This is a genomic window from Streptomyces sp. NBC_01465 (genome assembly GCF_036227325.1).
Lineage (GTDB): Bacteria > Actinomycetota > Actinomycetes > Streptomycetales > Streptomycetaceae > Streptomyces.
The window spans coordinates 4860986-4886116 of sequence record NZ_CP109467.1 but is presented as its reverse complement, the minus strand read 5'-3'; the positions used below and the strand labels follow the sequence as shown (position 1 = coordinate 4886116).

The 25131-nt window shown below is 70.1% G+C and carries 24 protein-coding genes; 11 read left to right on the top strand and 13 right to left on the bottom strand.

The genetic code is table 11. The features are described from left to right. Nucleotides 1–97 precede the first annotated feature (97 nt). Together OG707_RS23130 and OG707_RS23125 are read right to left on the bottom strand one after the other, a co-directional pair. Nucleotides 98–886 (bottom strand): bestrophin-like domain, encoded by a 789-nt coding sequence (locus tag OG707_RS23130; RefSeq protein ID WP_329121292.1) that lies wholly within the window; start codon nt 884–886, stop codon nt 98–100. A gap of 29 nt (nt 887–915) precedes the next feature. Then, nucleotides 916–1464 carry a GNAT family N-acetyltransferase gene (locus OG707_RS23125; RefSeq protein WP_329121290.1) on the bottom strand — a complete coding sequence of 183 codons (549 nt, stop codon included), beginning with the start codon at nt 1462–1464 and terminating at the stop codon, nt 916–918. Between the two features lie 63 nt (nt 1465–1527). Here OG707_RS23125 and OG707_RS23120 point away from each other — a divergent pair, with 63 nt between their 5' ends. Next, nucleotides 1528–1740: a hypothetical protein gene (locus OG707_RS23120; protein WP_329121288.1), complete on the top strand. Its 213-nt coding sequence runs from the start codon at nt 1528–1530 to the stop codon at nt 1738–1740. On the opposite strand, the gene OG707_RS23115 is transcribed toward OG707_RS23120, so the two are convergent. Continuing rightward, nucleotides 1706–2632: a LysR family transcriptional regulator gene (locus OG707_RS23115; RefSeq protein WP_443071371.1), complete on the bottom strand. Its 927-nt coding sequence runs from the start codon at nt 2630–2632 to the stop codon at nt 1706–1708. The two genes, OG707_RS23120 and OG707_RS23115, sit on opposite strands and share 35 nt — an antisense overlap. Before the next feature lie 93 nt (nt 2633–2725). On the opposite strand from OG707_RS23115, the gene OG707_RS23110 reads away from it, so the two are divergent. Further along, nucleotides 2726–3550 (top strand): oxidoreductase, encoded by an 825-nt coding sequence (locus OG707_RS23110; protein ID WP_329121284.1) that lies wholly within the window; start codon nt 2726–2728, stop codon nt 3548–3550. Nucleotides 3551–3598: 48 nt separating this feature from the next. Here the strand turns inward: OG707_RS23110 and OG707_RS23105 are convergent, their stop codons facing one another. The 4 genes from OG707_RS23105 to OG707_RS23090 form a co-directional block, all read right to left on the bottom strand. Continuing rightward, nucleotides 3599–4270 (bottom strand): hypothetical protein, encoded by a 672-nt coding sequence (locus OG707_RS23105; protein WP_329121282.1) that lies wholly within the window; start codon nt 4268–4270, stop codon nt 3599–3601. Nucleotides 4271–4298: 28 nt separating this feature from the next. Beyond that, a complete protein-coding gene (locus OG707_RS23100) occupies nt 4299–5261 on the bottom strand; it encodes a WXG100 family type VII secretion target (protein ID WP_329121280.1) in 963 nt (320 codons plus the stop codon). Then, nucleotides 5258–5575 (bottom strand): hypothetical protein, encoded by a 318-nt coding sequence (locus tag OG707_RS23095; RefSeq protein WP_329121278.1) that lies wholly within the window; start codon nt 5573–5575, stop codon nt 5258–5260. The genes OG707_RS23100 and OG707_RS23095 overlap by 4 nt, the downstream gene beginning before the upstream one ends. A gap of 127 nt (nt 5576–5702) precedes the next feature. After that, nucleotides 5703–6275 carry a TetR/AcrR family transcriptional regulator gene (locus OG707_RS23090; protein ID WP_329121275.1) on the bottom strand — a complete coding sequence of 191 codons (573 nt, stop codon included), beginning with the start codon at nt 6273–6275 and terminating at the stop codon, nt 5703–5705. A 77-nt stretch (nt 6276–6352) separates the two neighbouring features. Between OG707_RS23090 and OG707_RS23085 the strand changes: the two genes are divergently transcribed. The 3 genes from OG707_RS23085 to OG707_RS23075 all read left to right on the top strand — a co-directional run bounded on the left by OG707_RS23085 (nt 6353) and on the right by OG707_RS23075 (nt 8706). Further along, the gene (locus OG707_RS23085; protein WP_329121273.1) at nt 6353–6850 is read left to right on the top strand and encodes an FBP domain-containing protein; all 498 of its coding nucleotides are present in this window, start codon (nt 6353–6355) and stop codon (nt 6848–6850) included. Nucleotides 6851–6914: 64 nt separating this feature from the next. Next, the gene (locus OG707_RS23080) at nt 6915–7850 is read left to right on the top strand and encodes a hypothetical protein (protein WP_329121271.1); all 936 of its coding nucleotides are present in this window, start codon (nt 6915–6917) and stop codon (nt 7848–7850) included. Nucleotides 7851–7896: 46 nt separating this feature from the next. Continuing rightward, the gene (locus tag OG707_RS23075; protein WP_329121269.1) at nt 7897–8706 is read left to right on the top strand and encodes a MerR family transcriptional regulator; all 810 of its coding nucleotides are present in this window, start codon (nt 7897–7899) and stop codon (nt 8704–8706) included. 11 nt (nt 8707–8717) lie between these two features. On the opposite strand, the gene OG707_RS23070 is transcribed toward OG707_RS23075, so the two are convergent. Continuing rightward, complete coding sequence (locus tag OG707_RS23070; protein WP_329121267.1) at nt 8718–10601, bottom strand: MFS transporter; 1884 nt, start codon at nt 10599–10601, stop codon at nt 8718–8720. Between the two features lie 208 nt (nt 10602–10809). Continuing rightward, a complete protein-coding gene (locus OG707_RS23065) occupies nt 10810–13002 on the bottom strand; it encodes a D-alanyl-D-alanine carboxypeptidase family protein (RefSeq protein WP_329121265.1) in 2193 nt (730 codons plus the stop codon). A gap of 193 nt (nt 13003–13195) precedes the next feature. On the opposite strand from OG707_RS23065, the gene OG707_RS23060 reads away from it, so the two are divergent. From OG707_RS23060 to OG707_RS23050, 3 genes are all read left to right on the top strand, one after another. Continuing rightward, nucleotides 13196–13927 (top strand): GOLPH3/VPS74 family protein, encoded by a 732-nt coding sequence (locus OG707_RS23060; protein WP_329121264.1) that lies wholly within the window; start codon nt 13196–13198, stop codon nt 13925–13927. A gap of 215 nt (nt 13928–14142) precedes the next feature. After that, nucleotides 14143–15000 (top strand): helix-turn-helix domain-containing protein, encoded by an 858-nt coding sequence (locus OG707_RS23055; protein ID WP_329121262.1) that lies wholly within the window; start codon nt 14143–14145, stop codon nt 14998–15000. 178 nt (nt 15001–15178) lie between these two features. After that, nucleotides 15179–15376 carry a DUF397 domain-containing protein gene (locus OG707_RS23050; protein ID WP_329121260.1) on the top strand — a complete coding sequence of 66 codons (198 nt, stop codon included), beginning with the start codon at nt 15179–15181 and terminating at the stop codon, nt 15374–15376. A gap of 85 nt (nt 15377–15461) precedes the next feature. On the opposite strand, the gene OG707_RS23045 is transcribed toward OG707_RS23050, so the two are convergent. Beyond that, nucleotides 15462–16301, bottom strand: a complete 840-nt coding sequence (locus tag OG707_RS23045; protein ID WP_329121257.1) for a hypothetical protein — start codon at nt 16299–16301, stop codon at nt 15462–15464. An 81-nt stretch (nt 16302–16382) separates the two neighbouring features. Here OG707_RS23045 and OG707_RS23040 point away from each other — a divergent pair, with 81 nt between their 5' ends. Further along, nucleotides 16383–17165 carry an SDR family oxidoreductase gene (locus OG707_RS23040; RefSeq protein ID WP_329121255.1) on the top strand — a complete coding sequence of 261 codons (783 nt, stop codon included), beginning with the start codon at nt 16383–16385 and terminating at the stop codon, nt 17163–17165. Nucleotides 17166–17513: 348 nt separating this feature from the next. Further along, the gene (locus tag OG707_RS23035) at nt 17514–19097 is read left to right on the top strand and encodes a sodium:solute symporter family protein (RefSeq protein WP_329121254.1); all 1584 of its coding nucleotides are present in this window, start codon (nt 17514–17516) and stop codon (nt 19095–19097) included. Nucleotides 19098–19182: 85 nt separating this feature from the next. Here OG707_RS23035 and OG707_RS23030 read toward each other — a convergent pair whose 3' ends face one another. Next, complete coding sequence (locus tag OG707_RS23030) at nt 19183–19461, bottom strand: hypothetical protein (RefSeq protein WP_329121253.1); 279 nt, start codon at nt 19459–19461, stop codon at nt 19183–19185. 42 nt (nt 19462–19503) lie between these two features. Beyond that, nucleotides 19504–20631 carry an ADP-ribosylglycohydrolase family protein gene (locus OG707_RS23025; RefSeq protein ID WP_329121251.1) on the bottom strand — a complete coding sequence of 376 codons (1128 nt, stop codon included), beginning with the start codon at nt 20629–20631 and terminating at the stop codon, nt 19504–19506. A gap of 127 nt (nt 20632–20758) precedes the next feature. On the opposite strand from OG707_RS23025, the gene OG707_RS23020 reads away from it, so the two are divergent. Then, on the top strand, nt 20759–21811 hold the full coding sequence (locus OG707_RS23020; protein ID WP_329121249.1) for a tyrosine-protein phosphatase: 1053 nt from the start codon (nt 20759–20761) through the stop codon (nt 21809–21811). Between the two features lie 5 nt (nt 21812–21816). Here the strand turns inward: OG707_RS23020 and OG707_RS23015 are convergent, their stop codons facing one another. Continuing rightward, on the bottom strand, nt 21817–25095 hold the full coding sequence (locus OG707_RS23015) for a tetratricopeptide repeat protein (protein ID WP_329121247.1): 3279 nt from the start codon (nt 25093–25095) through the stop codon (nt 21817–21819). Nucleotides 25096–25131 lie beyond the last annotated feature (36 nt).

Here is a 25131-nt window from a genome sequence, read left to right as displayed (position 1 = left end):
GTGCCTCCTGCGGAGCGTGCGCGGCCTCGCATGATCTCCTATCAACTCGTGCTATGACCACCTAAATTTGCTGTGAATCGAGAGGATTCCGGCCCGGTCAGCGCCAGTACTGGGCCAGCACGCCCTCCTTGAACGGCTGTGGCGAGACCGCGAGTTCGCCCGCGAAGGGGCGGTCCAGCGTCAGGCAGAGCAGCAGGCTCACGCCCACCAGGCCCGCCACCGCCACCACGAACATCAGCTGGGCGCGCAGGCCCTCGATGCCGTAGAGGAAGGTCAGGGGGATCATCACGATTGCGCCGCCGTACACCAGGATCGTGAGCAGCATGGGGAGTTGCTGCTCGGACTGGGTCAGGCGGGTGCGGCGGGCCGAGGCGATCTCGGCGAGGGTCGAGACCGACTGGGAGTAGTACGTCTGCTGGGCCTCGGTCTTCGGTTCGTACTCCTGGAACGCCTGGTAGAGCGCCGTCACCTGGGGGTTGGTGAGGTTCGCGTCCGGGGTGCCTGCGCGCATGAGTGGCCACTGCTTGTCGACCACCGCCCGTACGTACTCCCCCATCGCCTCGTTCACCTTGCGCTGCTGGTCCGGCGGGAAGGCGGAGGCCTCGCGTACGACCTCGGCGGTCTGGCTGGCCTCGGCGGCGACGTTCGTGTTCGCCTGGTTCAGGCCCTCCCACTCGGCGACCACGACGAACGCCAGGATGATGCCGTAGATCGCCGCGTACATGCCGAGCACGACGCCGATCATGTCGTTGTACTTGCCCGCCGCCACTCTGGGGAGCCTCCGCCGCACCACCAGCGTGCCCGCCACGGCCACGGCGACCACGCCGCCGCAGATGATGACGAACAGGGCGAACGTGTTGAAGTGATTGAGCAGCCAGATTTCCACGTCCGCCCAACGCGTGGGCGCACGGTGGGTTACGCCGGATTCACGGGATTCGCGGGCGACCAGTCCTCGGCGAGGAGGCCGAGGATCGCCAGGTCGGCGAAGCCTCCGTAGATCCAGGCGGCCTGGCGCAGGGTGCCCTCCACCGCGAAGCCCGACTTCGTCGCGGCCGCGATCATGGGGGTGTTGTCGGCGATGGTCTCCAGCTGGAGGCGGTGCAGGCCGCGGACCGCGAAGCCGTACTCGCACAGGACGCGGACCACGTCCGTGCCGAAGCCGCGGAAGCGGGCGGCGGGGAGGAGTGAAATGCCCAGGTGGGCCGACCTGTTGTGGGTGTCGATGCCCCAGAGCGAGCACTCGCCCAGCAGGGTCTGCTCGGCGTTGAGCTCTACGACGGAGAAGGACGCCGCCGTGTCGGGGTTCGGGGGCTCCGCTGTCTCGGCCGCCTTGAGTGACACCGGGCGCCAGGGGCGGTCGTCGGCGCGGGTGCGCAATTCGACGTCGTTGTAGATCTCCGCCTGGAACGCCGGTACGTCTGCCTCGTGCCGGGCCCGGAGCCCGATCTTCTTGCCGCGCATCATGCGCCATTGGTATCGCAGGGCGAGGGGGCGATCAACCGCCGCCCTTCGCCTAGGATCCGCACCGTGAGCGACGACGACGAGCCGATATTCAAGCGGAGCCGGTGGGGGACCAATCGCTACGTCTACAACGCCTCGAACCCCGTCGGGCTCGCCCTCATCGTGATCACCGTGATCTTCGCGGTGGTGATGCTGGCCCTCGTGGCGAACCGCGCCGGCCCCTTCGCGCCGCCCGCGAGCCCGGTCACGCCGTCCCCGACCGTTTCGTCCTGGCCGTGACCTGTTGGCAGGCCTGCGCGTACGCGCGCGGCAGCGGGCGCTGGTCGTCCGTGCGGTGGGCCAGGACGTAGCGGCTCGGCTCTATGCCGCGTACGGGGCGGGTGACCACGCCTCCGAGCGTGATCAGCGGGGCGTTTCCGGTGGCTACGAGGACCACGCCCAGGCCCGCCACGAGCGCCTCGTACGTCTCCTCCGTGCTCGCCACCTCCGCGCCGATCCGGGGCGGGACACCGTCGCGGGACTCCGTCGCGAGCCAGTAGTCGCGGAGCGGGCCCGCGGCCTCGGGGAGGGCCAGGAAGGGTTCGGTGAGGAGGTCCCGGGTGAAGTCGATCTCGGGAGCGGCGGCGAGGGGGTGCGTCTCGGGGAGGGCCACGAGGCGGGGCTCCTCCGCCACCACCGTGTACGTGTAGCGGTGTGCGTCGGGGAGCGGGAGCCAGACGAAGGCGACGTCCGTGGAGGCGTCCGCCAGGCCCGCCGTCGGATCGTCCCAACTGACCTGGCGGAGACGGATGTTGGCTTCGGGGTGCGACTCCGTGAAGCGGGAGCGGATCGCGGGGAGCAGGCCGCCGCGGCCGGGGCTGGTGCTCATGCCGATGGTGAGCGTCGCGTGCTGGTCCGCCAGGGAGCGTTCCACCGCCGCCCTGCCCTCGTCCCAGACCGCCAGCATCCGGAGCGCGTGGGGGAGGAGGGCGGCGCCGGTGGGGGTGAGGGTGACGCCCTGGCGGTCGCGGAGGAAGAGGGGGCCGCCCAACTGGCGCTCCAGGGCCCGTATTTGCTTGCTGAGGGCGGGTTGGGAGACGTACAGGCGCTCGGCCGCACGCGTGAAGTGCAGCTCCTCCGCGACGGTGACGAAGTAGCGGAGTTCTCGGCCGTGCACGTCCGTGGTGGTCATAACCATCAGCTATCACGACAGGTCTTGGACGGGCAAGTGGTGTGCGGGGCAAGGTTGTCGATGTCAGCAGGACATAGCAACGAGGGGAACGTCATGAACAAGGTCTGGCTCATCACCGGTGCGAACAGCGGCTTCGGGCGGGCATTCGTCGAGGCGGCCGTCGCGGCCGGGGACGTCGCGGTCGCCGCCGCCCGCCGCGTGGAGACGCTCGACGAACTGGTCGCCGCCCACCCCGACCAGGTGGAGGCGCTGCACCTCGATGTGACGGACACGGCCGCGATCGAGGCCGCCGTACAGGATGTGGTGCAGCGGCACGGGCGGATCGACGTGCTGGTCAACAATGCGGGGCGTACGCACGTCGGAGCCTTCGAGGAGACCGGGGACGCGGAGCTGCGGGACCTGTTCGACGTGCATGTCTTCGGGCCCGCGGCGCTGGTGCGGGCCGTGCTGCCGGGCATGCGGGAGCGGCGGTCGGGGGCGATCGTGCAGATGAGCAGCATGGGCGGGCAGATGTCGTTCGCCGGCTTCTCCGCCTACAGCGGCACCAAGTTCGCCCTGGAGGGGATGTCCGAGGCACTGGCCGGTGAGGTCGGGCCGCTGGGGATCAAGGTGCTGGTCGTGGAGCCGGGGGCCTTCCGTACCGCGCTGATGGGGAACGCTTCCATCAGCGCCGAACTGCCCGACTACGCGGACACGGTGGGCCCGACCCGCGCCATGGCCGCAGGCGGCGGCGAGGCCCCCGGCGACCCGGCGAAGGCCGCGGCGCTGGTCATCGCGGCCCTGGAGGCGGACGAGACTCCGCTGCATCTCCCGCTCGGGGACGACGGGGTGGACGCGGTGCTGGGGCACCTGGAGCAGGTCGGGGCGCAGGTGGGGGCCTGGGAGAAGCGGGCCCGGGACACGGCTTTCGACGTGTGAGTCGTACGAGGCGGGGGCCGGCCCTTTCGGGGGTCGGCCCCTACGGCTTCAGCCCAGCAGGGATGCGATGTGCTCGACCGGTTGGCCGCGTCCGGCTTCCAGCGCCACCCAAGAGCCGTCGGGGAAGGCAATGTCCACGCGGTCCGTGTGGCGGCGCGGGTGCGGCTCGCGGCGGCGGGCGAAGTGGCCGCGCGGGATTTCGGCGAGGAGTTGGACCGGGGCCGGGTTGTCTCCCATGGTGGACGGCTGGTCCGTCAGGAGCAGGCGACGGTCCGTGAGCGTCAGGGTGTAATGCGTGTGTCCGTAACCATCGACGAGCGGGGACCCTGCCCGGACCGCCCGGATGAAGTGCCCCGCGCCACTCTCCCAGCCACCGCTCCAGACCTGCCCCCGGAAGATCCGCCTGAATCCGCGCCAGGTTCCCTCCACCGACATCTCCAGCAGACCGGCCGGAACAGCCCCGAGCCACATGACCCAGTACACCGGATACAGCACCCAAAAGCCCTTCGGCCGGGGCTTTTTGGGCGCTCCCGGCTTCTCGGTGCGGTATCGCCTCGGAGGTCTGTCGGGGACCAGCACGTCCAACAACATGGGGAACTCGCCCATGAGTGTTTCACCGGGCCAGAGATACGCCCGCCTCTGCTCGATGACCGTTGCGTCTCTGCGCTGGAGGCCCTCCATATACCTGCGCTGGCGAGCCTCCCGCTTCGTCTCCGTCATGCGCCAACTCTCCCCGTACGGCTGCCGGTCACCCGAAGTCCTCCTCGATGCTGCGCTGGTTCACGCGGTACGGCGCAGGCGCCGGCGGCTGCTCGGAACGGTCGGACGAGTTCAACAGCAGCCCGCCGGCGTCCTTGACGGGATCCGTCAGGCTGACTTCGGGGAGACCGGTAGTCGCGCCCATCACGGGAGCGATGACATGCTTCTTGAACTCGTCCCCCACGGCGATCCCGGCCAGCTTCCCCCACCCCTTCAAGGGGTTCCCCAGGATTCCGCCGAGCTTTCGGAAGTTGTTGGCGCTCTTGACGGCCCCCCAGGCGCCCTTGGCGGCGCCCGTGGCACCCTTGGCCTCTTTGAGGCCCTTGACCGCCTCCATGAGGTCCTTCAGCGCCTTCTCGAGCGTCTCCGACACCTTCCCCACTCTGGCGACGAACACCGCGACCTCCGCCTCCGCGACCAGGCCGTCCACCAGAGTGGCCAGCCCCAGCGTGAGGATGTCCGTGATCACCATCGCGGCGAGCGTCATCGCAGCCCACTCGATCGCCTCCCGGATGATCATGATGATCGTGTCCTCGGCGAGCTTGCACTCCTGGGCGGCCCGGCTGAGGATCGACGCCGTCTCGCCCATCTCCTTGCCGGTGTCCTCGATCGCCTGGACGAGCTCCCCCATGCCGTGCCCGAACGCCTCGGAGGTGTCGCCCTCCCACGCGGTGGGCAGCGCGGTGGCGGCCGACCGGAGCCCGTCGGCGACGGCCAGCATCGCCTTGCCCTGGGCCGTCCACTGGTGGGCCGCTTCGGTCAGCTGGCTGGGCATCCCGGTGACCTTCTCGAGCTCGTCGAAGAGGCCGATCTTCTCCAGGAAGCCCTTGATGGCTTCGTCGATCGTCGCGTCGAGGCCGTGCGGTGGATTGCTCTCGATATCGGGTACGGGAAGCAGCTGCGCGGTTTCCTTCCGCACCCACCCGTACGCAGCGTCCGAGGCCCCGCTCATGCCTGACCACTCCCGCCGAAGGCCGCGTCGGTCGCGCTCTCGACGCCGATGTAATTCCCCGCCGTCGTACGGAGGTTGTCGATCACCGTCTGCATCACGCCCACCAGATCCTGCACGTTCTGCTCGGAGGCGGCAGCGTGTTCCCGGTAGGCGGCGTGCAGTTCGTCGGAGTCGGGCAGCTTGCCGAATGCGCCCCAGGGGACGTCGACGCCCCCCAGTGCGGCCACGATTCCCGGAATTCGCTCGTGCTGTCTCTCGCCGGCCATCGCGTACTTGAGTATCGCGTCCGGGTCGACCTGGAAGCCCTGCGCCATGTTCTCTGCCCCGCCCCGTTTGACTGCAGACTGGCTCAGAAGCCTAGGGAGGGCGGGTCAAAGGGAGCCCAAATGCACTTCACTCCTGCCCCAAGGAGCTCTCATTTCTCCGTCAGGAATCGGTGCATCATGAATGCGGCCAGTTCTCCAGGAGCGAGTGCAGGGCGTCGATCGTGCGCTTCCAGGAGTCGGTCACGGAGCGCGGGGCGTTGAAGCCGCCGGTCGCCTCCAGCTGGAAGTAGCCGTGGAAGGTGGCGCGCAGGAGCCGTACGGCGTCGGTGAGGTCCGGCTCGGAGAGGCCGTACGCACGGAGCATCGCGTACGGGGTCTCGATGGCGCGGCGGATCTCCGGGGTGTTGAAGGCCGCCGTGTCGAGCTGGACCTGGATCTGCGTCGCCGCGTACCGGCCGGGGTGCTCGAGTGCGAAGTCGCGGTACGTGTTCGCGAACGCGGCCAGCGCGTCCTTGCCCGCGCGGCCCGCGACCGCCGCGGCCAGCTTCTCGTGCACTTCGCGGCTGGCGAGGGCCGCGACCCTGGTGCGCAGGTCGGCGAGGTTCTTGATGTGGGAGTAGAGGCTCGCGTCCTTGACGCCGAAGCCGCGGGCGATGGCGGAGAGGGTGACCTTCTCGAAGCCGATCTCGTCGGCCAGGTCGGCGGCCGCGAGGGTGATGCGGTCGGGGGTCAGTCCTGCTCGTGCCATGCGGTGTCTCCGTCTCCGTGAACCTAGGGGCTTTAAGCATTTGCCTAGGACCCCTAGGCAAAGTTAGCGTACTGAGCATGAGACCGGTAAGTGAGCAGGAGATTCGTGCGTCCTTCGTGAACTGTTCGAAGGGTGAGGCCAAGCGGCTGTCCGTACCGTACGAGCTGGACGGGCTGCCCTGGGGCGACCTGGACTTCCTCGGCTGGCGCGACCAGTCGGCGCCCGAGCGGAGCTATCTCGTCGTCGAGCGCGACGGGCGGCTGACGGGCGTGGCCCTGCGCCACCCGGCCCGCCAGGGCGGGAACTTCACGCAGCGGTCGATGTGCTCGCTGTGCCTGACCACGCACCCCCGCAGCGGCGTACTGCTGATGACGGCACCCAAGGCGGGGGCCGCGGGGCGGGACGGGAACTCGGTGGGCATCTACGTCTGCGCCGACCTGGCGTGCTCCCTGTACGTACGCGGCAAGAAGGAACTCCCGCCGCGCGCCCGCTTCGACGAGACGCTGACGCTGGACGAGCAGGTCGAGCGGCTGCTCGGGAAGCTGTACGGATATCTGGACCTACTTATGGCGTGAACACAGCAAAACGCGCTCTACTTCTCTGCATCGGTGCAGGGGCACTCGGGGTGGGGCGAGGCGTATGGCTGAGGACGACAGAGCGGCGCTCACGGAGGCCGTCCGGGGCGCGGCGGCGGACGCCGGGGACTGGCGGGCTCAACTGCTGCTGTCGCGGGCGCTGTTGCGGCAGGGGGAGCATGTCGCGAGCGTGCGGGCCGCGCGGCTCGCCGTGGAGCTGGCTCCCGGCGAGGCCGACGCCCATGAGGCGCTGGCGCTCGCGCTGAGCGTCTGCTCCACGCGAGGGTTCTCGCTCATTCCGCTGGGGACCGGCCGTGAGCAGAAGCAGGCGAGGCTGCGCGCCAGGGAGCTCCGGGGGCCCGTCGTCACGAAGAGGAAGACGCGGCGGGTCTGGCTGGTGGTCGGGGGGCTGATCCTGTTCATGGCGCTGTGGTTCGTGGGGGCGTGGCTCCTGTGGGGCTCCCGTATCGCCAGGAACGTCCAGGACGCGGTCAGGGCCGTCCCCCTCCTCGGGATCGGCATCTATCTGGCCGCCACCGGCAAGTGGCGCGCCATCCGCACCCGCACCCGCGAGCGCCTCCGCAAGGACCCCGCCGAAGCGCGGCTGGTCGCCCTCCACCGGGTCGCCCTGCTCTCCTTCGTACCGTTGCCCACCAATCTCATCGCGGGCGGCCATCCGTCGGACACGAGGATCGGGGTCGCCGTCGGCATCGGCGCGCTGGTCATCGCCTGCTGGTCGGCCGCCCTGCGCTGGTGGTACGGCCGCGAGGTCTGGGGCGCCGGATTCAACCGCGCCCCCGCCGCCGCCCACCTCGCCGTCACCCTCGCCCTCACCGCGGCGCCGGCCGTACTCGACCCGGCCGCGACCCGGGCCCTGTCCCCCTGGTCGATGCTCTGCTGGCCGCTCGTCGGCTGGCTCGGTGCCTGGTGCGCCGTCGGCGTCCTGCGCCGACGCAGGCTGCGTGCAGCGATCGCCACCGCCGCCCCCGGTTCGCATTGACCCTGACCCAGGGGCAGACGCCACGATCGCGGTGGAGGATGAGCCTGTGGATGCCGACCAGGAGCTGCTGACCATCGGGGTCTTCGCCGCCCGTTCGCGCCTGTCCCACAAGGCGCTGCGGCTGTACGACCGGCTCGGGCTGCTCGCCCCCGCCCGCGTCGACGAGGTCACCGGCTACCGCTGGTACCGCGCCGGCCAGGTGGAGCGGGCCCGGCTCGTCGCGCTGCTGCGGCGGGTCGACATGCCCCTCGCGCAGATCGCCGAGGTCGTCGAACTGCCGGGCCCACAGGCCGCCGACGCGCTGGCCGCCTACTGGGCGGGCGTCGAGGAGCGGGCCGCCGTACAGCGGGCGCTCGTGGCTCATCTCCGTAGCCGACTGTCGGGAGAGAGGGACACGGACATGTACGAGGTCAAGACCGTCGAGGTGCCCGAACGGGCGGTGCTCTGCGAGCGCAAGCACCTCTACACCGACGAGCTGCCGCAGTGGATCGGGGCGTCGATCGGGCGCCTGGTGCAGGCCGCCGACGGGTACGGGGGCGTCGCCGAGGCGCCGTACGTCGCGTACTACGCCGAGGTCGGCCCGGAGAGCGACGGGCCCGCCGAGGCGTGCGTGCCCGTGCGGGAGCCGGGTGCCGCGACGCGCGTCGAGCCCGCTCAGCGGCTCGCGTACGTGCGGATCACCAAGGCCCAGGTCGCCTATCCGCAGATCCTCTCCGCCTTCGAGGCCGTGGAGGCCTGGGTGAAGAAGGAAGGGCTGACCGTCACCGGTCCGTGCCGCGAGATCTACTTCGCGGACTGGGACGCGGCCGGGCCCGGCGACGACGTCTGCGACGTGGCGTTCCCCGTCTCGGGCTGAGCCGCTTCAGCTCACTGCAGCTCCTCCGGGCATCCCGTGCCCGGAGGCAGCTGGTACGGGGACGCCAGCCGGTAGACGCCCGCCTTGGGTGCGAGCAGCTGCGTCCACTCGTCGCCCTCCATGGTCTTCTCCGCCTTGCGGAGGCAGCCGTGGATGTTGCGGAACTCGTCCGAGCCGTCCGCCTTCTTCGGCGCGGGCAGGCTGTCGCCCTTCTCGTCGACGACGGCGAGCCAGCGCGAGTACGGGATCCGGATCAGCACCCAGCCCGGCGACTTCACGTCGAGGGTCAGCTCGCCGTCCTCGGCACGCTCCACCGTGCCGGGCGGGTCGGCCATCGGGGTGGGGTCCTCGACCTTGAAGAGCTGCCAGTTGGCGTCGGACCAGAGCGTCTTCAGATACGGCAGCCCGCCCGCGACCAGCTTCGCTTCCTTGACGGCGCCCGAGGCGTCGGGGGCGCCGGTGGGCAGGACGACGTAGTGGACGGCCCAGCGGTCCAGCCAGGCGCGGTAACTGGTGGCGTTCAGGGTGCCGTCGTAGAAGAGCGGATTGCGCTTCATGTCGGCCTGTCGGGTCCAGCCGCGGGCCAGATTGACGTACTGGGGAAGCGCGGACGCCTCGCGGTGACTGCTGGCCGGGACGACCTCGACCCGGCCCTTCTCCGCGCCCGCGTCCTGCAGTTTGGCCACCAGCGGCGCCAGTTCGCGGGTCCAGGAGGCGGTGGGGGCGGTGCGGACGATGTCGTCGACGCCCTTGAAGCCGATCCAGAAGTTGAGCCCGGCGAACGCGATCAGGACGATCCACCACGTGGGGGTGCGCGGCGCGGTGTACGGCAGGGCGGCCATCAGAATCACACCGGCGAAGAGCATCGCGAAGCGCGAGATGTTCGAGCCGATCTGGGAGTCGACCGCCCAGGTGAGGAGCACGCCCACCGCGTAGACGGCGGCGCCCACCCGGACCGTCTTCCACTCCTTGGGGACCAGGAAGAAGACGAGGACCCCGTACAGGAAGGGCAGCGAGGCCGTCCCGACCGACATCGGCTGGGTGCCGGAGAAGGGAAAGAGGAGTGAGGAGGCGGCGACGACGGCGACGGGGGCGAGCCCGAGTGCGTACGCGCCGGGGCGCCGCTTGTTGAGGAAGAGCGCGGCGGCGACGACCCCGAGGTAGAGGCCCGCGACCGGGCTGGACGCGGTGGCGAGGGCGGCGAGCGGGGCGGCGACCCAGGCCTTGCCCCAGCGGTGGTAGCGCCACTTGTGCGGCCAGCAGAAGACGGCGGCGACGGCGCCCAGCGCGAACATCGTGCCGAGGCCGAAGGTGACGCGGCCCGACAGCGCGTTGCAGAGGAAGGCGAAGTCGGCGGCGAGCGCGCAGGCGAGGGGATTGCGGACGGCCTTGACGCGGCACAGGATCAGCGCGGTCAGGGCGGCGGAGACGGTGCCGGCGAGCATCATCGTCGGGCGGACGCCGATGACCGCCATCAGATACGGCGAGACGACGCTGTACGAGACCGGGTGCATCCCGCCGTACCAGGCGAGGTTGTACGCGGAGGCCGGGTGGCGCCCGACGAACTCGGCCCAGGCGTCCTGGGCGGCGAGGTCGCCGCCGCTGTTGGCGAAGAAGAGGAACCAGATGACGTGCGTGACCGCGGAGACGACGGTCGCGGCGATGACGGGGTGCCGGTGGGCGTAGGCCCAGAGACGGCGGTGGGGCGCGTGCGGGTTGCCGTGGGCGGGCGGGGCGGAGGCGGCCGGGGCCTGCGAGGTGTCCGGTGACGTCACGGTCTTCGGGGCCTGTGTGCGGTCGGTGGGGCTGGTGCTGGTCGATGCGGGCAGGCGTATGGCGCCCCCGTCGTGGGGGCCGCTCCTGCCTTCTTTGCGCGTCGGGTCAGCTGTGGTCACCAGGGCTCGCTCTCCTGTGCAGAAGGACGCTGTCCCTGCGTCCCACAGTTGCCCAGCGAGGCGCTGCATCTTCCGGGGGGACGTTCCCCGGACCCCCAGCAGCACAAGCGGGCCCGTCCATGTTGCCCAGCGACGCTAACACGCGCGCATACGGCTGCCGCCTCCCATTTACTTCCGGGGGGAGGCGGCAGCCGTACGGGGGCGCGGTTCAGCTCACGCGCTTCAGCTTCGCTCCGAATCCAGGCTCCGCCAGATCGCTCTGCAGGGCGACGGGAGCCGTCACCATGCCCGGGCCCGAACCGACCGACACCTGGCCGACGACCGTGCCGGCCTTGCCCGAGTGCGGGACCGCCTTGCCGCCGTCGCCGATCTTGATGTCGACCTGGAGGCCGGGCCAGCCGACCGCCTTGAGGTCCTTGGTCGCCACGACGGGGGTCGTGCCGCCGAGGCCGTCGTCGACGTACCCGACGACCTCGCCCTTCTTGATCACCGTGGCGGACGTGACGTCCTGCTGGGCCTTCTGGATCAGCGTGTAGCTGTTGTTGATCGCGGTGGTCAGCTTCTCCAGGAGCGTGGTGCCCTGCTGCTGGCCCATCACCGCGCCGACGATCAGCCGGTCCTTGCCGTCGACGATCGTGTTCGCGGCCCACAGGAGGTTGCCGCCGGCCGGGGTGGACGAGCCGGTCTTGATGCCGCTCACACCGGGCTTCAGCAGGATCGAGTTGTTGTTGTAGATCGTGCTCGGAATGCCGGGCATGTTGATCTGCGGCGTGTTCACGATGTCCTTGAACACCTCGTTCTCCATCACGACCTTGCCCAGCTTCACCTGGTCCGTCGCGGTGCTGACCGTCTTGGAGTCGAAGCCGCTCGGGTCGGTGTAGGTGGTGTTGGTCATGCCGAGGGCTGCGGCGGCGTCGTTCATCTTCTTGACGAAGGCCTCGGTCCCGCCGTCCCAGCGGGAGAGCAGGCGCGCAATGTTGTTGCCGGAGGGGATGAGCAGCAGCTGGAGCATCTGCTTCTCCGTGTACTGCTGGCCCTCCTTGACCTTCGCCGTCGACTCGTCGGCAGAGTTCGACTCGTCGGCCGCCGCCTTGTCCACGGTGATCGTCGGGCCCGTCTCGTCGCCCGTGAGCGGGTGGTCCTTGAGGATCACGTACGCCGTCATGGCCTTGGCCATGCTCGCGGTCGGGGCGGACTTCTGGGCCCCCGAGGTGCCGAGGCTGCCGACCCCGACGACCTCTGCGGCGGACTGGCCCTCGCTGGGCCACGGCATGCTCAGCTTGCCGCCCGCGAAGGTGTACGTGGAGTCCGCCGAGAGCTTCAGGGTGGGGGCGGGCAGCGGACGCACGTACTGCACGACCGCAAAGATGATCACCAGGAGCAGCAGCAGCGGGGTCCAGATCTTGAACCGTCGCGCGATGGTGCGGCCCGGGGTCTGCGCCGGGGGCGGGGTGTTGGTGAGCTCGGCGAGCAGGTCGAGCGGGGGCTTGGGCGGCAGGGGCTGCTGCCTGGTCCGCTCGGCGACGTCGGGCAGCGGTGCGACGGGAGCCACGGGCGTGGCGGACGCCACGGCCTCGGGCTTCTTCGGCTCGGCCCGTACGGTGTCGGGCTTCAGCGGCACGAAGGTGCTGGTCCGCTCGACGGCGCTCTCGGGCTTCGCGGGCGCGGGCTTCTTGGCGGGTACGTCGCTGATCTTGAGCGCGGTGGTCGGCTGATCGACGGCGGCGTTCTTGGGCAGCCGGAAGACGGCGGTGTGCTGATCCACACCCTTCGCTTCCGCAACGTCTTCGGCGACGACATCGGCATCGGCGGGGTCGTCGTCGACCGGCTCCTCGTCCGAGGGGGCGTCGGCGTCGGCGGCCGGCTCTTCGGTGCTCTCCTCCGGCTCCACGGGGGCGGGCTCCTCGGCCGGCGCCTCCTCGGGCTCCGGGTCGGCGTCCTCGGCATCGGCTTCGGCTTCCGCGTCGGCGCTCTCCGGCTCCGCAGCAGCGTCCTCAGCAGCCTCGGGCTCGGCGTCGGCGGGCTCGGCGTCCGCAGGCTCCGTGTCGGCCTCTGCTGCCGCCTCCGGGGCGTCGTCGGGCTCGCCGGGCGCGGGCGTGTCCGCCGGGGCCTCGTCGGCCGGGGAGGGCGTCTCCGCGGTCTTCTCCGGAGTCTTCTCCGCCGCGTCGTCGTCCGCCGGGTCGTCGTCCGCCGTGGCGACCCAGGCCGCCACCGCCGCCCTCAGGCGGGCGTTGTCCGGTTCCGGGGCCGGCTTCGGGGCCGGCGCGTCCGGGGTGGGCGCGCGGAAGATCTGCGTCGGCTGGTCGCCGCCGCCGGGGCGTTCGCGGAAGACCGTCAGCCTCGGGTCACGCTCCTCCGACGACTCACGCTGCTCCGACTTGTCGGGGGACTCGCCCGCCACCGATGCCTCCTCGATACGTCGCGCGGGACTTCCCGCCTGTCCGAACCATCTACCAGTGTCCTGTGTGGGGGCTTCCCTGAGGTGCTAGACGAGAACGACATATCTATTGGTTCCCGTACATAGCGGTCAGGCACCCTCGACAGACCAATGTGAGAGGGGTCACCCTGTCATTCATCCACGCGGGGAGGCATGGATGGGCAGGAGCCGCAGATCGATTCCGGAAGAGCTTTTGTTGCTCGCTCTGGACCCGGCCACGGGTACCACGGCGCAGCCGCAGTCGCTCGACCTCGGCCTCGCCGGAGCTCAGCTAGTGGAGCTGGCTCTGGCAGGACGGATAGCCCCTGACGGGGATCGTATCGCCGTGGTGATGGCACGGCCGACAGGAGATCCGACATTGGACTCCGCACTGGAACTGCTGCGCAGGCGCGGCAGCCCGGTACGGGCAGTTCACTGGATTGGCGGACCCCGACTGGGGCTCCGTCAGATTTACCTCGCTCATCTGGAGCGGTGCGGCATGGTGCATGCCGTGGCGGGCCAGATGTGCGGAGTGTTGCCGACGACTCGCTACCAGGCGACGGACACGGCAATCAGCAGGGACATCCGTGCCCGGCTGGACAGTGCGATCCGCACCGGCGTACCGCCGGACCCGCGGACCGCGGCGCTCGCCGCGCTCGCTCACGCAGTGGGGCTCGGCAAGCACCTGTATCCCGGCAACGAGGGGCGCTCATCACGCTCCCGGCTAAGGGACCTGATCAGGCACGACCCCATGGGCGGACTCGTGGCGCACGCCGTGATGGACGTCCAGAACGGTGTGGCGGTACAGCCGCGCCGACCAGCTGCAGCACCTGCACCGGGCGGTCCGATGCAGCCGCAGCAGCATGCTCAGTCGCACCGCGGGTCCATGGCCCGCGTCGCGGCGCACTAGCCGCACCAGCACCAACCGCACCACCGGAAACCGCCGCACCGACGTCCCCAAGACCCGGTTCGGGAGCCGCATCAACAGCGCGCGGGGCCAGTCCAACTGGCCCCGCGCGCTCGCTTTCTCCGACCGTTTCCCAGCGCAACACGCTCGGTTGGTGGCAGGCTGCGAAGAGTTAATGCAGCTAGTACGCACAGCTTCACAGCCGGAGGTGCAGTTCCGTGGCGTCCAACGTCAACCCCACTGTCAGGCGGCGCCGGCTGGGTCAGGAGCTGCGCAAGCTCCGCGAGCAGAAGAACATGACGGCCGAACAGGTCGCCGACCGACTGCTCGTCTCCCAGTCGAAGATCAGCCGCCTCGAGAACGGCCGCCGCTCGATCAGCCAGCGCGATGTCCGCGATCTCTGCGGGGTGTACGAGGTCGAGGACCACCGGATCGTCGACTCCCTCATGCAGATGGCCAAGGACTCGCGCCAGCAGGGCTGGTGGCACGCCTTCGGTGACATCCCGTACAGCGTCTACATCGGTCTGGAGACCGACGCCGCCTCCATCCGCGTCTACGAGTCCCAGGTCCTCCCGGGCCTGCTGCAGACCCGCGGTTACGCGGAGGCGCTCATCACCGGCGCGATGCCCGAGACGTCGACGACCGACATCGAGAAGCGCGTCCAGGTGCGGCTGCGCCGCCAGGACCGCATCCAGACCGCCGACAGCCCGCTGCGGCTGTGGGCCGTGCTCGACGAGGCGGCGCTGCGCCGGGTCGTCGGGAACAAGCAGCTCATGATCGAGCAGCTGGAGCTTCTCGTCGAATGGTCCCAACTGCCGCACGTCACCGTGCAGGTGATGCCCTTCGAGTCGGGCGCGCACCCCGGTGTCACCGGGCAGTACGCGATTCTCGAGTTCCCCGATGCCGGTGATTCGAGCGTCGTCTACATCGAGGGCGTCACCAGCGATCTCTATCTGGAGAAGGCGCAGGACGTACAGCGCTACAGCGTCATGTACGAGCATCTCCGGGCGCAGGCTCTGAATGCGGATCAGACACGTCAGTTCATTTCGGACGTAGCCAAGGATTTCGCCCGCTGAGATTACGGAGGAGCGGGAAAGGTACACCCTGGGACCGCTCCTGCGGAAGACCCCTCTGGTATATGCCATCCGGTCGAGTGAACGCACAACGCACACCGGAGAGTTGGCGAGTAGCGTCGATCACGCCATCAAGAACGACTGGCGTCATTTCGACTCAACTGGCTAGACCGGAGCAGACATGGCAATTCACCAGGGTGCACAGGAAATGTGGATCAAGTCCTCCTATTCTGCGGGGAACGGCGCATGCGTAGAGGTCAAGTCACCGATCACGCAAGCCATTGCAGTTCGGGACTCGAAGATCCCCGAAGGCCCTTCGATCACCTTCGACTCCACGTCGTGGAACACATTCGTGACCGAAGTCGCCCGTACCGCCTGATCGACAGCTTGAAGATCCACGAAGAAGAGCCCTCTCGACTGGTCCGCCGTCCCGGCCGAGGGGGCTCGGCCCTTTTCCCGGCCGTCTACCTCAGCTGATCCACATAACGGTCCGTACCAGGAATGGTCGGGATAAATGGAGCGACCAATTCCACCCGGCCGAGACCCGAGGCAGCGACCGCTTCACCCAGTCCCGTGAAGTGCTCGTCCCACACCTCCCGCGGGTCCTCCTCCAGGAACCAGAGCAGTGTGAGCCGGGTGTCGACGCCCTCCACCTGCTTCACGTACGTCATCCTGTCCCCCGGCAGCGGCGTCGGCCGGAAGATCACCACCATCGCCGCGGGCCCGCCCGCCAGCAGTTTGGGCAGCTGCTTCGAGCGCAGCCACTCCAGCAACTCACCGCGCTGTTCGGCCCCTTCGGCGTCGACGACCTCCAGGACCAGGCCCTTGTACGGGTGGTCCAGCGCGTGGAAGTCCCGTGGCCCCGCCGCCCCGTCCCGGTAGACGGTCGCCTCGTGGTCCTGGAAGGACGTGAAGACGTGGGTGCGGTCCTGGTAGACGCGCCCGTCCCTGTTCAGTCGCTTGTTGATGCCGACGGTCCACTTCATGTGGTCGTCGTAGCGCCCTTCCGTCACCCAGTACGTGGAGATGTAGCAGCCCGCGCCGACCGGCTGGGCCACCGCCGACTTCTCCGGGTAGCGCAGCTCCTGGAGTTCGCGCGTGGCCACCCAGCGACGGCCTGCGGCCATCCAGGGCATCGCCATCGCGCCGGCGTAGTAGTGGTCGTCCTCGTACCAGCGGTTGTACGCGTACTCGTGGCCCGGGTGCGGCTCCACCATGGTGATCAGCGCATGGCCGGGGTGCACCCCGTAGGGCCCGACCGCGGCCAGCTCCGCGTACACCTCGCTGCGGGTCTCTTCGCTCACGTCGCTTCCCTTCCTTCCTCCTCCGGACGGACCTACTCTGACGGTCCGTCAGAAGAACTGCCATAGCCGGGAGGCGACCGAATGCTCCTCGCAGGGAAGACCGTCATCGTGTCGGGCGTCGGGGCCGGGCTCGGCCATCAGGTCGCGGCAACTGTCGTACGGGACGGGGGCAATGCCGTCCTCGGTGCGCGGACCGAGTCGGTCCTCGCCAAGGCCGCCGCCGAGATCGATCCGGAGGGCACGCACACCGCGTACCGCTCCACGGACATCACCGACGAGGCGCAGTGCGAGGCGCTGGCCGCGCTCGCCACGGAGAAGTTCGGGCGGATCGACGCGGTGGTCCATGTCGCCGCCTGGGACAGCTACTTCGGGGGGCTCGCGGACGCGGACTTCGAGACCTGGAAGGGCGTCGTCGACGTCAATCTGCTGGGCACGCTGCGGATGACCAGGGCCTGCCTGCCGGGGCTCAAGGAGCGGGGCGGCTCGGTCGTCATCGTAGGGACGCAGTCGTCGGTGGCGGCACCGTCAGAGGTGCACCAGGCGGCGTACGCGGCGTCCAAGGGGGCGCTCACCTCGGCGATGTACTCCCTGGCGCGCGAGCTGGGGCCGCAGCGGATCCGGGTGAACACGGTGCTGCCCGGCTGGATGTGGGGTCCGCCGGTGCAGGCCTTCGTACAGTTCACGGCGCACACCGAGGGTGTGCCCGAGGAAGAGGTCCTGGCCCGGCTGACGAAGCGGATGGCGCTGCCGGAGCTGGCCACGGACGGGGATGTGGCGGAGGCCGCCGCTTTCCTGGCCTCCGACCGGGCGAGGGCGATCACCGGGCAGTCGCTGCTGGTGAACGCGGGGGAACTCATGCGTTAAGTCGGACAGTTGGGGCAGTTTGGACTCTCCTCACTTCGGCCGCTCGGGACCCGCATCCCGGGCGGTCGTTTCGTTGCGGTTACCGCTGTGCTGCGTCTGGCGAAGTGCCCGCTCATGGTGTGGCCCGCGTCACCCCAAGGGCAACCAGGACAGAGGTCAAGAGCAAGTAAAATCGTTCTGCTTTGTGATCTGCGTTCATATCTGTGATCGCGAGAGGTCTTGACCGACCCTCCGAACAGGGGGTTCAATCCCTGAAGTCCCCACTCCCGCACGGGGGCAACCGCCTTGATGACGTACTGGCGAAGTGCGCCTCATCGTTCAGCAGGCGGACCCCTGGAAGGGGGCACAGTGAACAGTCTCGACTGGGTCGTGCTCATCGCTTACTTCGGCGTGATGATCGCGATCGGTGTCTGGTCCCACAAGCGTGTGGACAACGTCTCCGACTTCTTCACGGCCGGCGGCAAGATGCCGTGGTGGCTCGCGGGCATCTCGCACCACATGTCCGGCTACAGCGCGGTGATGTTCACCGGCTACGCCGGCATCGCGTACACCTTCGGCGTCACGTCCTTCGTGACCTGGTCGCTGCCGATCGCCATCGGCATCGGCATCGGCGCCAAGCTCTTCGCGCCCCGGCTCAACCGGCTGCGCTCGCGACTGCACGTCGCATCGCCGCTCGAGTACCTGAAGAACCGCTACAACATCCAGACCCAGCAGGCGCTCGCCTGGTCCGGTCTGCTGCTGAAGATCGTGGACGTCGGCGCCAAGTGGGCCGCCATCGCGACCCTGCTCTCGGTGTTCACTGGCATCACCATCACCCAGGGCATCTTCATCACCGGCGCCATCACGGCCGTCTACTGCACGGTCGGCGGGCTCTGGGCCGATGCGCTCACCGAGCTCGGGCAGTTCGTCATCCAGCTGCTCGCCGGTATCGCGATGCTGGTCACCGCCATGAGCAAGCTCGGCGGGTTCTCCTCGCTCTGGACCGTCTGGGACAAGCTGCCGAGCGGGCACACGCACCCGACGGCCGGCCCGTACACGCTGACCTTCCTCATCGCGTACCTCTTCATCAAGACCTTCGAGTACAACGGCGGCATGTGGAACCAGGCCCAGCGCTACATGGCCACCAGCAGCGCACGCGAGGCCACGCGGTCCGCGCGGCTCTCGGCGATCCTGTGGCTGGTCTGGCCGGCGGTTCTCTTCTTCCCGATGTGGGTCGCCCCGCTGCTCGTCCAGGCGAAGAAGCCGGACGCGTCCGACTCGTACGCGCTGATGACCGAGCAGCTGCTGCCGCACGGGCTGCTGGGGCTCGTTGTGGTCGGGTTCTTCTCGCACACGATGGCCATGTGCTCCTCGGACGCCAACGCGATCTCCGCCGTCTTCACCCGTGACATCGCGCCCGCCTTCTCGAAGTCTGCACGCGAGTGGTCCAACCGGGCCGCGCTGCTGGCGGCGCGGGTCTCCACGCTGTCCTTCCTGGGTCTGTCGATGGCGCTCGCCACCCAGATCAACTCGCCGACCTTCAAGGACATCATCACCGTCGTCATCAAGTGGGTCGCCGGTCTGATGGGGCCGATCGCGATCCCGTTCATGCTGGGTCTGCTGCGGCAGTTCCGTAAGTCCGGCCCTACGGCGGCGCTCACCAGCTGGGCGGCCGGTCTGCTGGCGTTCTTCTTCACCAACTACAACATGGACGGTTCGGCGAAGACGGACGTCGCGCTGCAGTACCAGGTGGCGCTTCCGCTGGCGATCTCGCTGGTGCTGTACATCGTCATCGGCTTCATCAAGCCGGAGGACACCCCGGAGCGCGACGCGATCATCGCGACGATCAACTCGGACGGGGACGGCCCGGACGCGGCCGCCGCGGCAGCGGTGCCGGCTCCTGCGGAGGCGGGGGACGCGAAGGTGCTGGGGCGCGAGGGCGCGGGCAGCTAGCGGGGGTTGGTTGTACGTCTGTACGTGAAGGAGCCCGCCCCCGGTGCTGGGGGCGGGCTCCTCCGTGTGCGGTGTGCGGTGTGCGTCAGAGGACCGAGGTGTCCGCCGACGTGCTGTTGTCGACGAGGCCGCCCTGGCCGGGGGCGACCGGCTGCGACGGGCAGTCGAAGTCCTCTTCGCAGAGCGGGGCGTACGCGAACCAGGTGGTGTTCGTGGACTGACCCTGCGGGACGGGCTCGGCCGCGGCGGCGGCACCCGCACCGATTCCGACGAGGGCCAGGGCGAGCAGGGGGGCGGTGATCATGCGGGGTGCGTTCATGGGGTCGACCTTGGCCGGGTCGCGTATGCGCTGGCCAGCGGACACGCGGGTGGGGTGGCGCAGCGGCCCCGGATAGCGGGTGCCGGTTCAGCCCCGCGGGTAGCGCGCCAGCCAGCCCGGGGACGAGACCGCCGGGCCGTGCAGGGCCGGGCCCTGCGTCATTTCCATGGCGAAATCGTCCGCCAGTTCCAGGACCGTTGCTCTGCCCTCCAGTTCCGCCAGCCAGGCCGGGGGCAGTGCCGTCTCGCCGTGCAGGGCTCCCAGCAGGGAGCCGCAGATCGCGGCCGTCGCCGGGGAGGGGCCGCCGTGGTTCGCCGCCAGGCGCAGGCCGTGGCGTACGTCCTCGCCCACCAGCGCGCAGTACACCCCGATGGCGAGGGCCTCCTCGGCCACCTCGCCGCCGCCCAGGGACTCGACGCGCTCCGGGTTCGGCATGCCCTGTCGTACGGCACCCAGCGCGTGCTGGAGCGCCTCGGTGACCGGTTGGTGGCCCGGGCGGGGCGCGAGTTGCGCCAGGGCGCGCTGGACGGCGGCGTCCAGGGTCTCGGCGCGGGCCAGGGCGTGCACGATGACCGCGTACGCGCCCGCGCTGAGGTAGCCGGTGGGGTGGCCGTGCGTCTGCGTGGCGCATTCCACGGCCAGTTGGAAGACGAGGCTCGGGTCCCAGCCGACGAGCAGGCCGAAGGGGGCCGAGCGGGCGAGGGCCGACGCGTCGCGTGCGGTGGGGTTCTTGGGGGTTTCGAGGGTGCCCATCGTGTCGTCGCCCAGGCCCGTCAGGCAGTGGCGCGAGGGGTCGCGGCGTACGTACAGCCACTCCTCCTGCGCCAGCCAGCCGTTGTCCTTGCGGCGCTCGTCGGGGCCCCAGTCGCTCTGCGTCGCCGCCCAGCGGAGGTGGGCGCGGTGGACGTCGGTGGGCGGGTGCCAGGCGCCGGTGTCGCGGCGGACCTGGGCGCGTATGAGGCCGTCAACGGTGAAGAGGGTCTGCTGGGTGACGGAGGTGACCGCCCCGCGTCTCCCGTACGCGGGCGCCAGGTCGCTGACACCCTCGGGGCCGTGAGCCTCGCGTATCGCGTCCAGGGGGAGCCCGGCGACGGGAGCGCCGAGCGCATCGCCGAGCGCACCACCGATCAGGCACCCCCGGACGCGGCTGCGGAAGTCCTGCTGCTCGGCCCTGCCCCAGAGGGGCGTGGCGGTGGCGACGGCTGATGCGCTCATGGCGAAGCACTTTAATCGACCGGCTGCGATCGCTTAAGAGCGCGATCGTCATGTGAACCTTCGCACTTCAGGCCGGTTTTGACCGCAGTTCACCGGTGGTTCGTGCAGGGCGCGAAACATCCGCCCCATGAAGCGAATCAAGACCCCCGCGTATCTGCTGGCCGCCGCACTCGCCGTCGCGGCCGGCGCCCCCGCCGCCTCGGCCCACTCCCCGCACCGTTCCATCCCCTTCACCGCCGCCCAGGTCACGGCGGGCAAGGACGGTGCGTACACCGTCGAGTGGAAGGCCCCCGGCGTGCGCGGCGTCGCGATCCGCGCCAACGGGCACGTGGTGGCGCGAGGCGGCGCCTCGGGGTCGGTCACCGTACGGGGGCTGCCCGCCGCCGACCGCCAGTGGTTCGACCTGGTGCCGGAGCGGGGCGGGTCCCTGCACCTCGCCGACCGGCTCGTCAGGCTCGACGGCGCGGTCAACTTCCGTGACGCGGGCGGCTATCGGACCGCCGACGGCCACTGGGTCAAGATGGGCGAGATCTACCGCTCGGACGCGCTCGACAAGCTGACCGCGGGCGATCTGGCGAAGCTGCGCCGCCTCCACATCCGTACGGTCTTCGACCTCCGCATGGTGAGCGAGCGCACCGCCGCCCCCGACAGGCTGCCGGCCGGCGCGAAGGGCGTGGTCGCGGACGTGCTGGCCGGGTCGCCGACGTACACGACGATGCCGTCGACCGAGGCGGACGCGGTGAAGATGATGACGGACGGCGAGAAGTTCATGGTGAGCGGGGGTTCGGCGCAGGCCGCGTACAGCGAGGTCTTCGACGGGATCGCGAAGGCCTCGTCCTCGCGCGCGGTGGTCTTCCACTGCACGGCAGGCAAGGACCGTACGGGGTGGAACAACGCCGCGCTGCTCACCGCGCTCGGGGTGCCGCGCGCGACGGTCATGTCCGACTACCTGGCGTCGAACGACTACCGGGCGGCGGCCAACGCGGCCGCCCTCGCGTCGATGCCGCCCGCGCAGGCCGCGGTGTACAAGCCGCTGCTCGATGTGCGGGCCGGGTACCTCAACTCGGGCTTCGACGAGGTCGCCCAGAAGTACGGGACCTTCGGTACGTACCTGAAGAGCGGGATCGGGGTCGACGGGCGCGAACTGGCCCGGCTGAAGCGCGAGTTGCTCGTTGGCTGAACACGTCACGCTCGGAGGATCGCGTCCCTGGCCTCCGTGACCCGGCGCAGCGGTTCGTCGAACTGAGCCGGGTCCATGCCCGAGTACGTACGCAGCTCGGTCAGCGCGTCGGCGAAGTCCGACAGGTCCTCCCAATCGGGGGCGTCGTCGCCCGTGGCCGCCATCGCCTCCGCGAGCGCGGCGTTCCCCTCCTCGAACCGGCCCAGCCCGAAGTGCGCCATCGCAAGGCCCGGTTCGACCGGGTCGGCCGCGGATTCGGGCGGCGGATTCCTCAGGCAGTCCTCCAGCGCATGCCAGTGCTCGGCCGCCTGCTCGGGCTCCTCGCTGCGCATGGACGTCATCGCCTGCTGGAACCGGCCCCACACCGGGTCGACTTCGGTCATCTGTCGGGCGAACTCGGCCGCCAGGTCGAACCTGCCCGTCATCCGGTGCGCCGTGGCCGCCACCTGCAGCCACCCCGACGCGAGTTCCCCCGTCGGGGCCGCCTCGGAGTACACCGTCAGCGCCTCCTCCGGCCGGTCGAGAATGAGCAGGAGCTCCGCGCGGCGGCGCTGGGCGAAATCTGGGCTGTGCCCCAGTTCGACGCAGCGTGTCAGATCGGCGAAAGCAACGTCGGTCCGGCCCCTGGCGACCGCAAGGCGTGCACGCTTCAGGAGGGCCCAGTGGTACAGCGGGTCAATCTCCATCGCCCGGTCCAGGTCCGCGAACGCCTCCGCGTACCGGCCTCGGCGAGCCTGCTCGTTCCCGCGGTGCGCCCAGGCCATTTTGTCGGACGGGTCGTGTGCGATCGCCAGGTCGAAGTCGGCCATCGCCTCCGCGTGGCGGTCGTGATCCACATGGTCGATGCCCCTCTGCGCCAGCGACCGCCCCGACTCGTCGACGGCGACCGCGCGGTCCAGGTCGGCCGTCGCGCCCGCCTCATCGCCGGTCGCACGCCGCACCTGGGCACGATTGACCAGCGCCCACGTGTAGTCGGGCTTCAGCCCGATCGCCCGGTCCAGGTCCTCCAGCGCCTCCGGCAGCCTGTCCAGGTTCTTACGCACCACCCCGCGGCTCGCCAGCACGGAGGTGTAGTCGGGCTGGAGTGCGAGCGCACGGCCCAGCTCCGCATCGGCCTCCTCGTACCGCTCCATCAGGCGGAGGGCGTCGCCGCGCTCCGAGGCGATCCATGCCGAGTCCGGCGCGAGTTCGAAGGCGCGGTCCAGATCTACTGCGGCCCCGTCGTAGTCGTGGCATTCGATCCGCGTACTCGCGCGCTGCACCATGATCCAGAGATACTCCGGCCACTGCTCCACGGCACGGTCCAGGTCCGCGAGCCCCTCCTGGATCCGTCCCGCAGCAGCGGCCGCCATCCCCCGCATGGCGAGGACCCAGCCCTCCTCCGGGTCGGCGGCGAACGCCCGGTCCAGGTCCGCCACGGCCTCCTCGTTGCGGCCGCAGATCCAGTGAAGTTCGCCGCGCTGAGCCAGGAACCCTGAGTAGTCCTCCAGCTCCAGGGAGCGGTCGAGGTCGGCCAGCGCCCCCTCGAAGTCCTTCGTCATCTTGCGGCTGACGCCCCGTCCGCCGAAGGCCCGCGCGCTGTCGGGGGTCAGGGCGAGCGCCGCCTCGTAATCGCGCAGAGCTCGGGCGTACGCCCCGTCTTCGCGGAAGTCCCGGGCGCGGACGAGCAGGGCGGTGGTGCGCCCCTCGGTATCGAACTCCGCCCCGTTCAGGAGGGCCGTCACGATCGCCGTCGCCCCTGTCGCTTCCTCGGCCAGGGCCTGCGTGCAGAGCGCGCCCCACTCCGCCACCTCGGCCGCCCCGGAGTCCTCACCGGCATCGGCGATCATGCGGACCCAGTGCGGGACCTGGTCGCCGCCCGTGTCACAGACGTCCACCAGCTCCCGCAGCACGACGGGCAGTGCGGTGCGCGGGCTCGCGCAGAGCTGGTGGTACGCCTCCTCGAGGCGCAGTTCGCTCCAGGTGCGGCTGGTCCGCCGCGTCTCCTCGTCCAGCCCCGCCCCGGCCTCCTCGCACCACCTGCCGAACGCCCCGGCCAGCCGGGTGTGCGCCTCCCTCCAGCGGCGCGGCGACTGCGCGCGCTGCAGGCGCAGCATCGCCGTGCGGACCACGTCGTGGTACTGGGCGCGGCCCGACCGGTCGCGGACGAACGGCAACTCCCGGAGCCAGTCGAAGAGTTCGCCGCCTTCGGCCTCGACCGCCACCCGGAAGACGTCGTCGTTCAGCTCGCGCGGCAGCGCGCCCGCCAGGGCCGCCGCCCTGCGCACCGGGTCGCTCTCCCACTTCAGGAACCGCTCGACCGCCGTGCCGCTGGGGTCGCCGACCGCTTCGGGGTCCGTGGGCTGGTTCTCGGCCAGGGCGCTGACCAGGACCGGGAGGCGGCCGGAGAGGCGCAGGACGACCTCCACCACCCGTTCGTCCGTGATGCCCTTGCCGGTCAGGAGCCGGCGGGCCTCCTCCTCGGTGAACCGCTCAAGCGGCATGTCCTCGACCACATCGAGGTAGTCCGCCCAGACGCGCGCGTCGAGGGCACCCTGCCCGGCGAGCGTGACGACGACGTTGGCGGGGAGCGAGCCGTAGCGGTCGCTGGTCATCAGATCACGGAGCCACCGGTCGAGGAGCGGGCCCGTGCGTTCGTACGTGTCGAAGAAGAGCGCGATCCAGGGGACGGACGACGCCGCATCGGCCAGCTCGTGGACCAACACCGGGGTCAGCACCTGGAGCGGGTCCATGACCAGCTGCACGTCGTCCTGGTTGCGGAGGCGGGCGCTGAGCGCTGACCTCAACCTGTCGGCGCCCTGGGCCAGTTGGGTGGGCTGCACGGTCCCGGCGAAGCCCCCGACGAAGGGCACCGAGCCCAGGGCGAAGAGCCCCGCCTGCGCGGCGATCATCGACCCGGTCGAGGGTGCCTGCACTCCCGGATCGGGGACGACGGTCGCCGACTCGGCCTCGTGGCGGCGCTGCCGGTAGGTGGAGAGGTGCCGGTCCAGCGCCTTGAACTCATGTCCCTGCTGGGCGAATTGAGCACTGATCGCCGCCATCGCCTCGGGCACGCTGTTGACCGCCTCGTCCACGTACGCGACGAGCGCCCCGTGCTCGCGCGCCGACTCCTCGAGCCGGCGCACGAGCGACGTCTTGCCGACGCCCGCCGTACCGTGGACGTGGAAGAGGAAGCGGTGGCGTTCGTCCTCCGGGGGGAGGGTGAAGTTGTCGCGGTACGCGGCGAGTTCGTCGCGCCGTCCGACGAAGCCCGCATGCCTGCGGCGCCGGATCAGATCCTGCATGGACGGCCGTCCGGGACCCATCGCGCCCCACCTCTC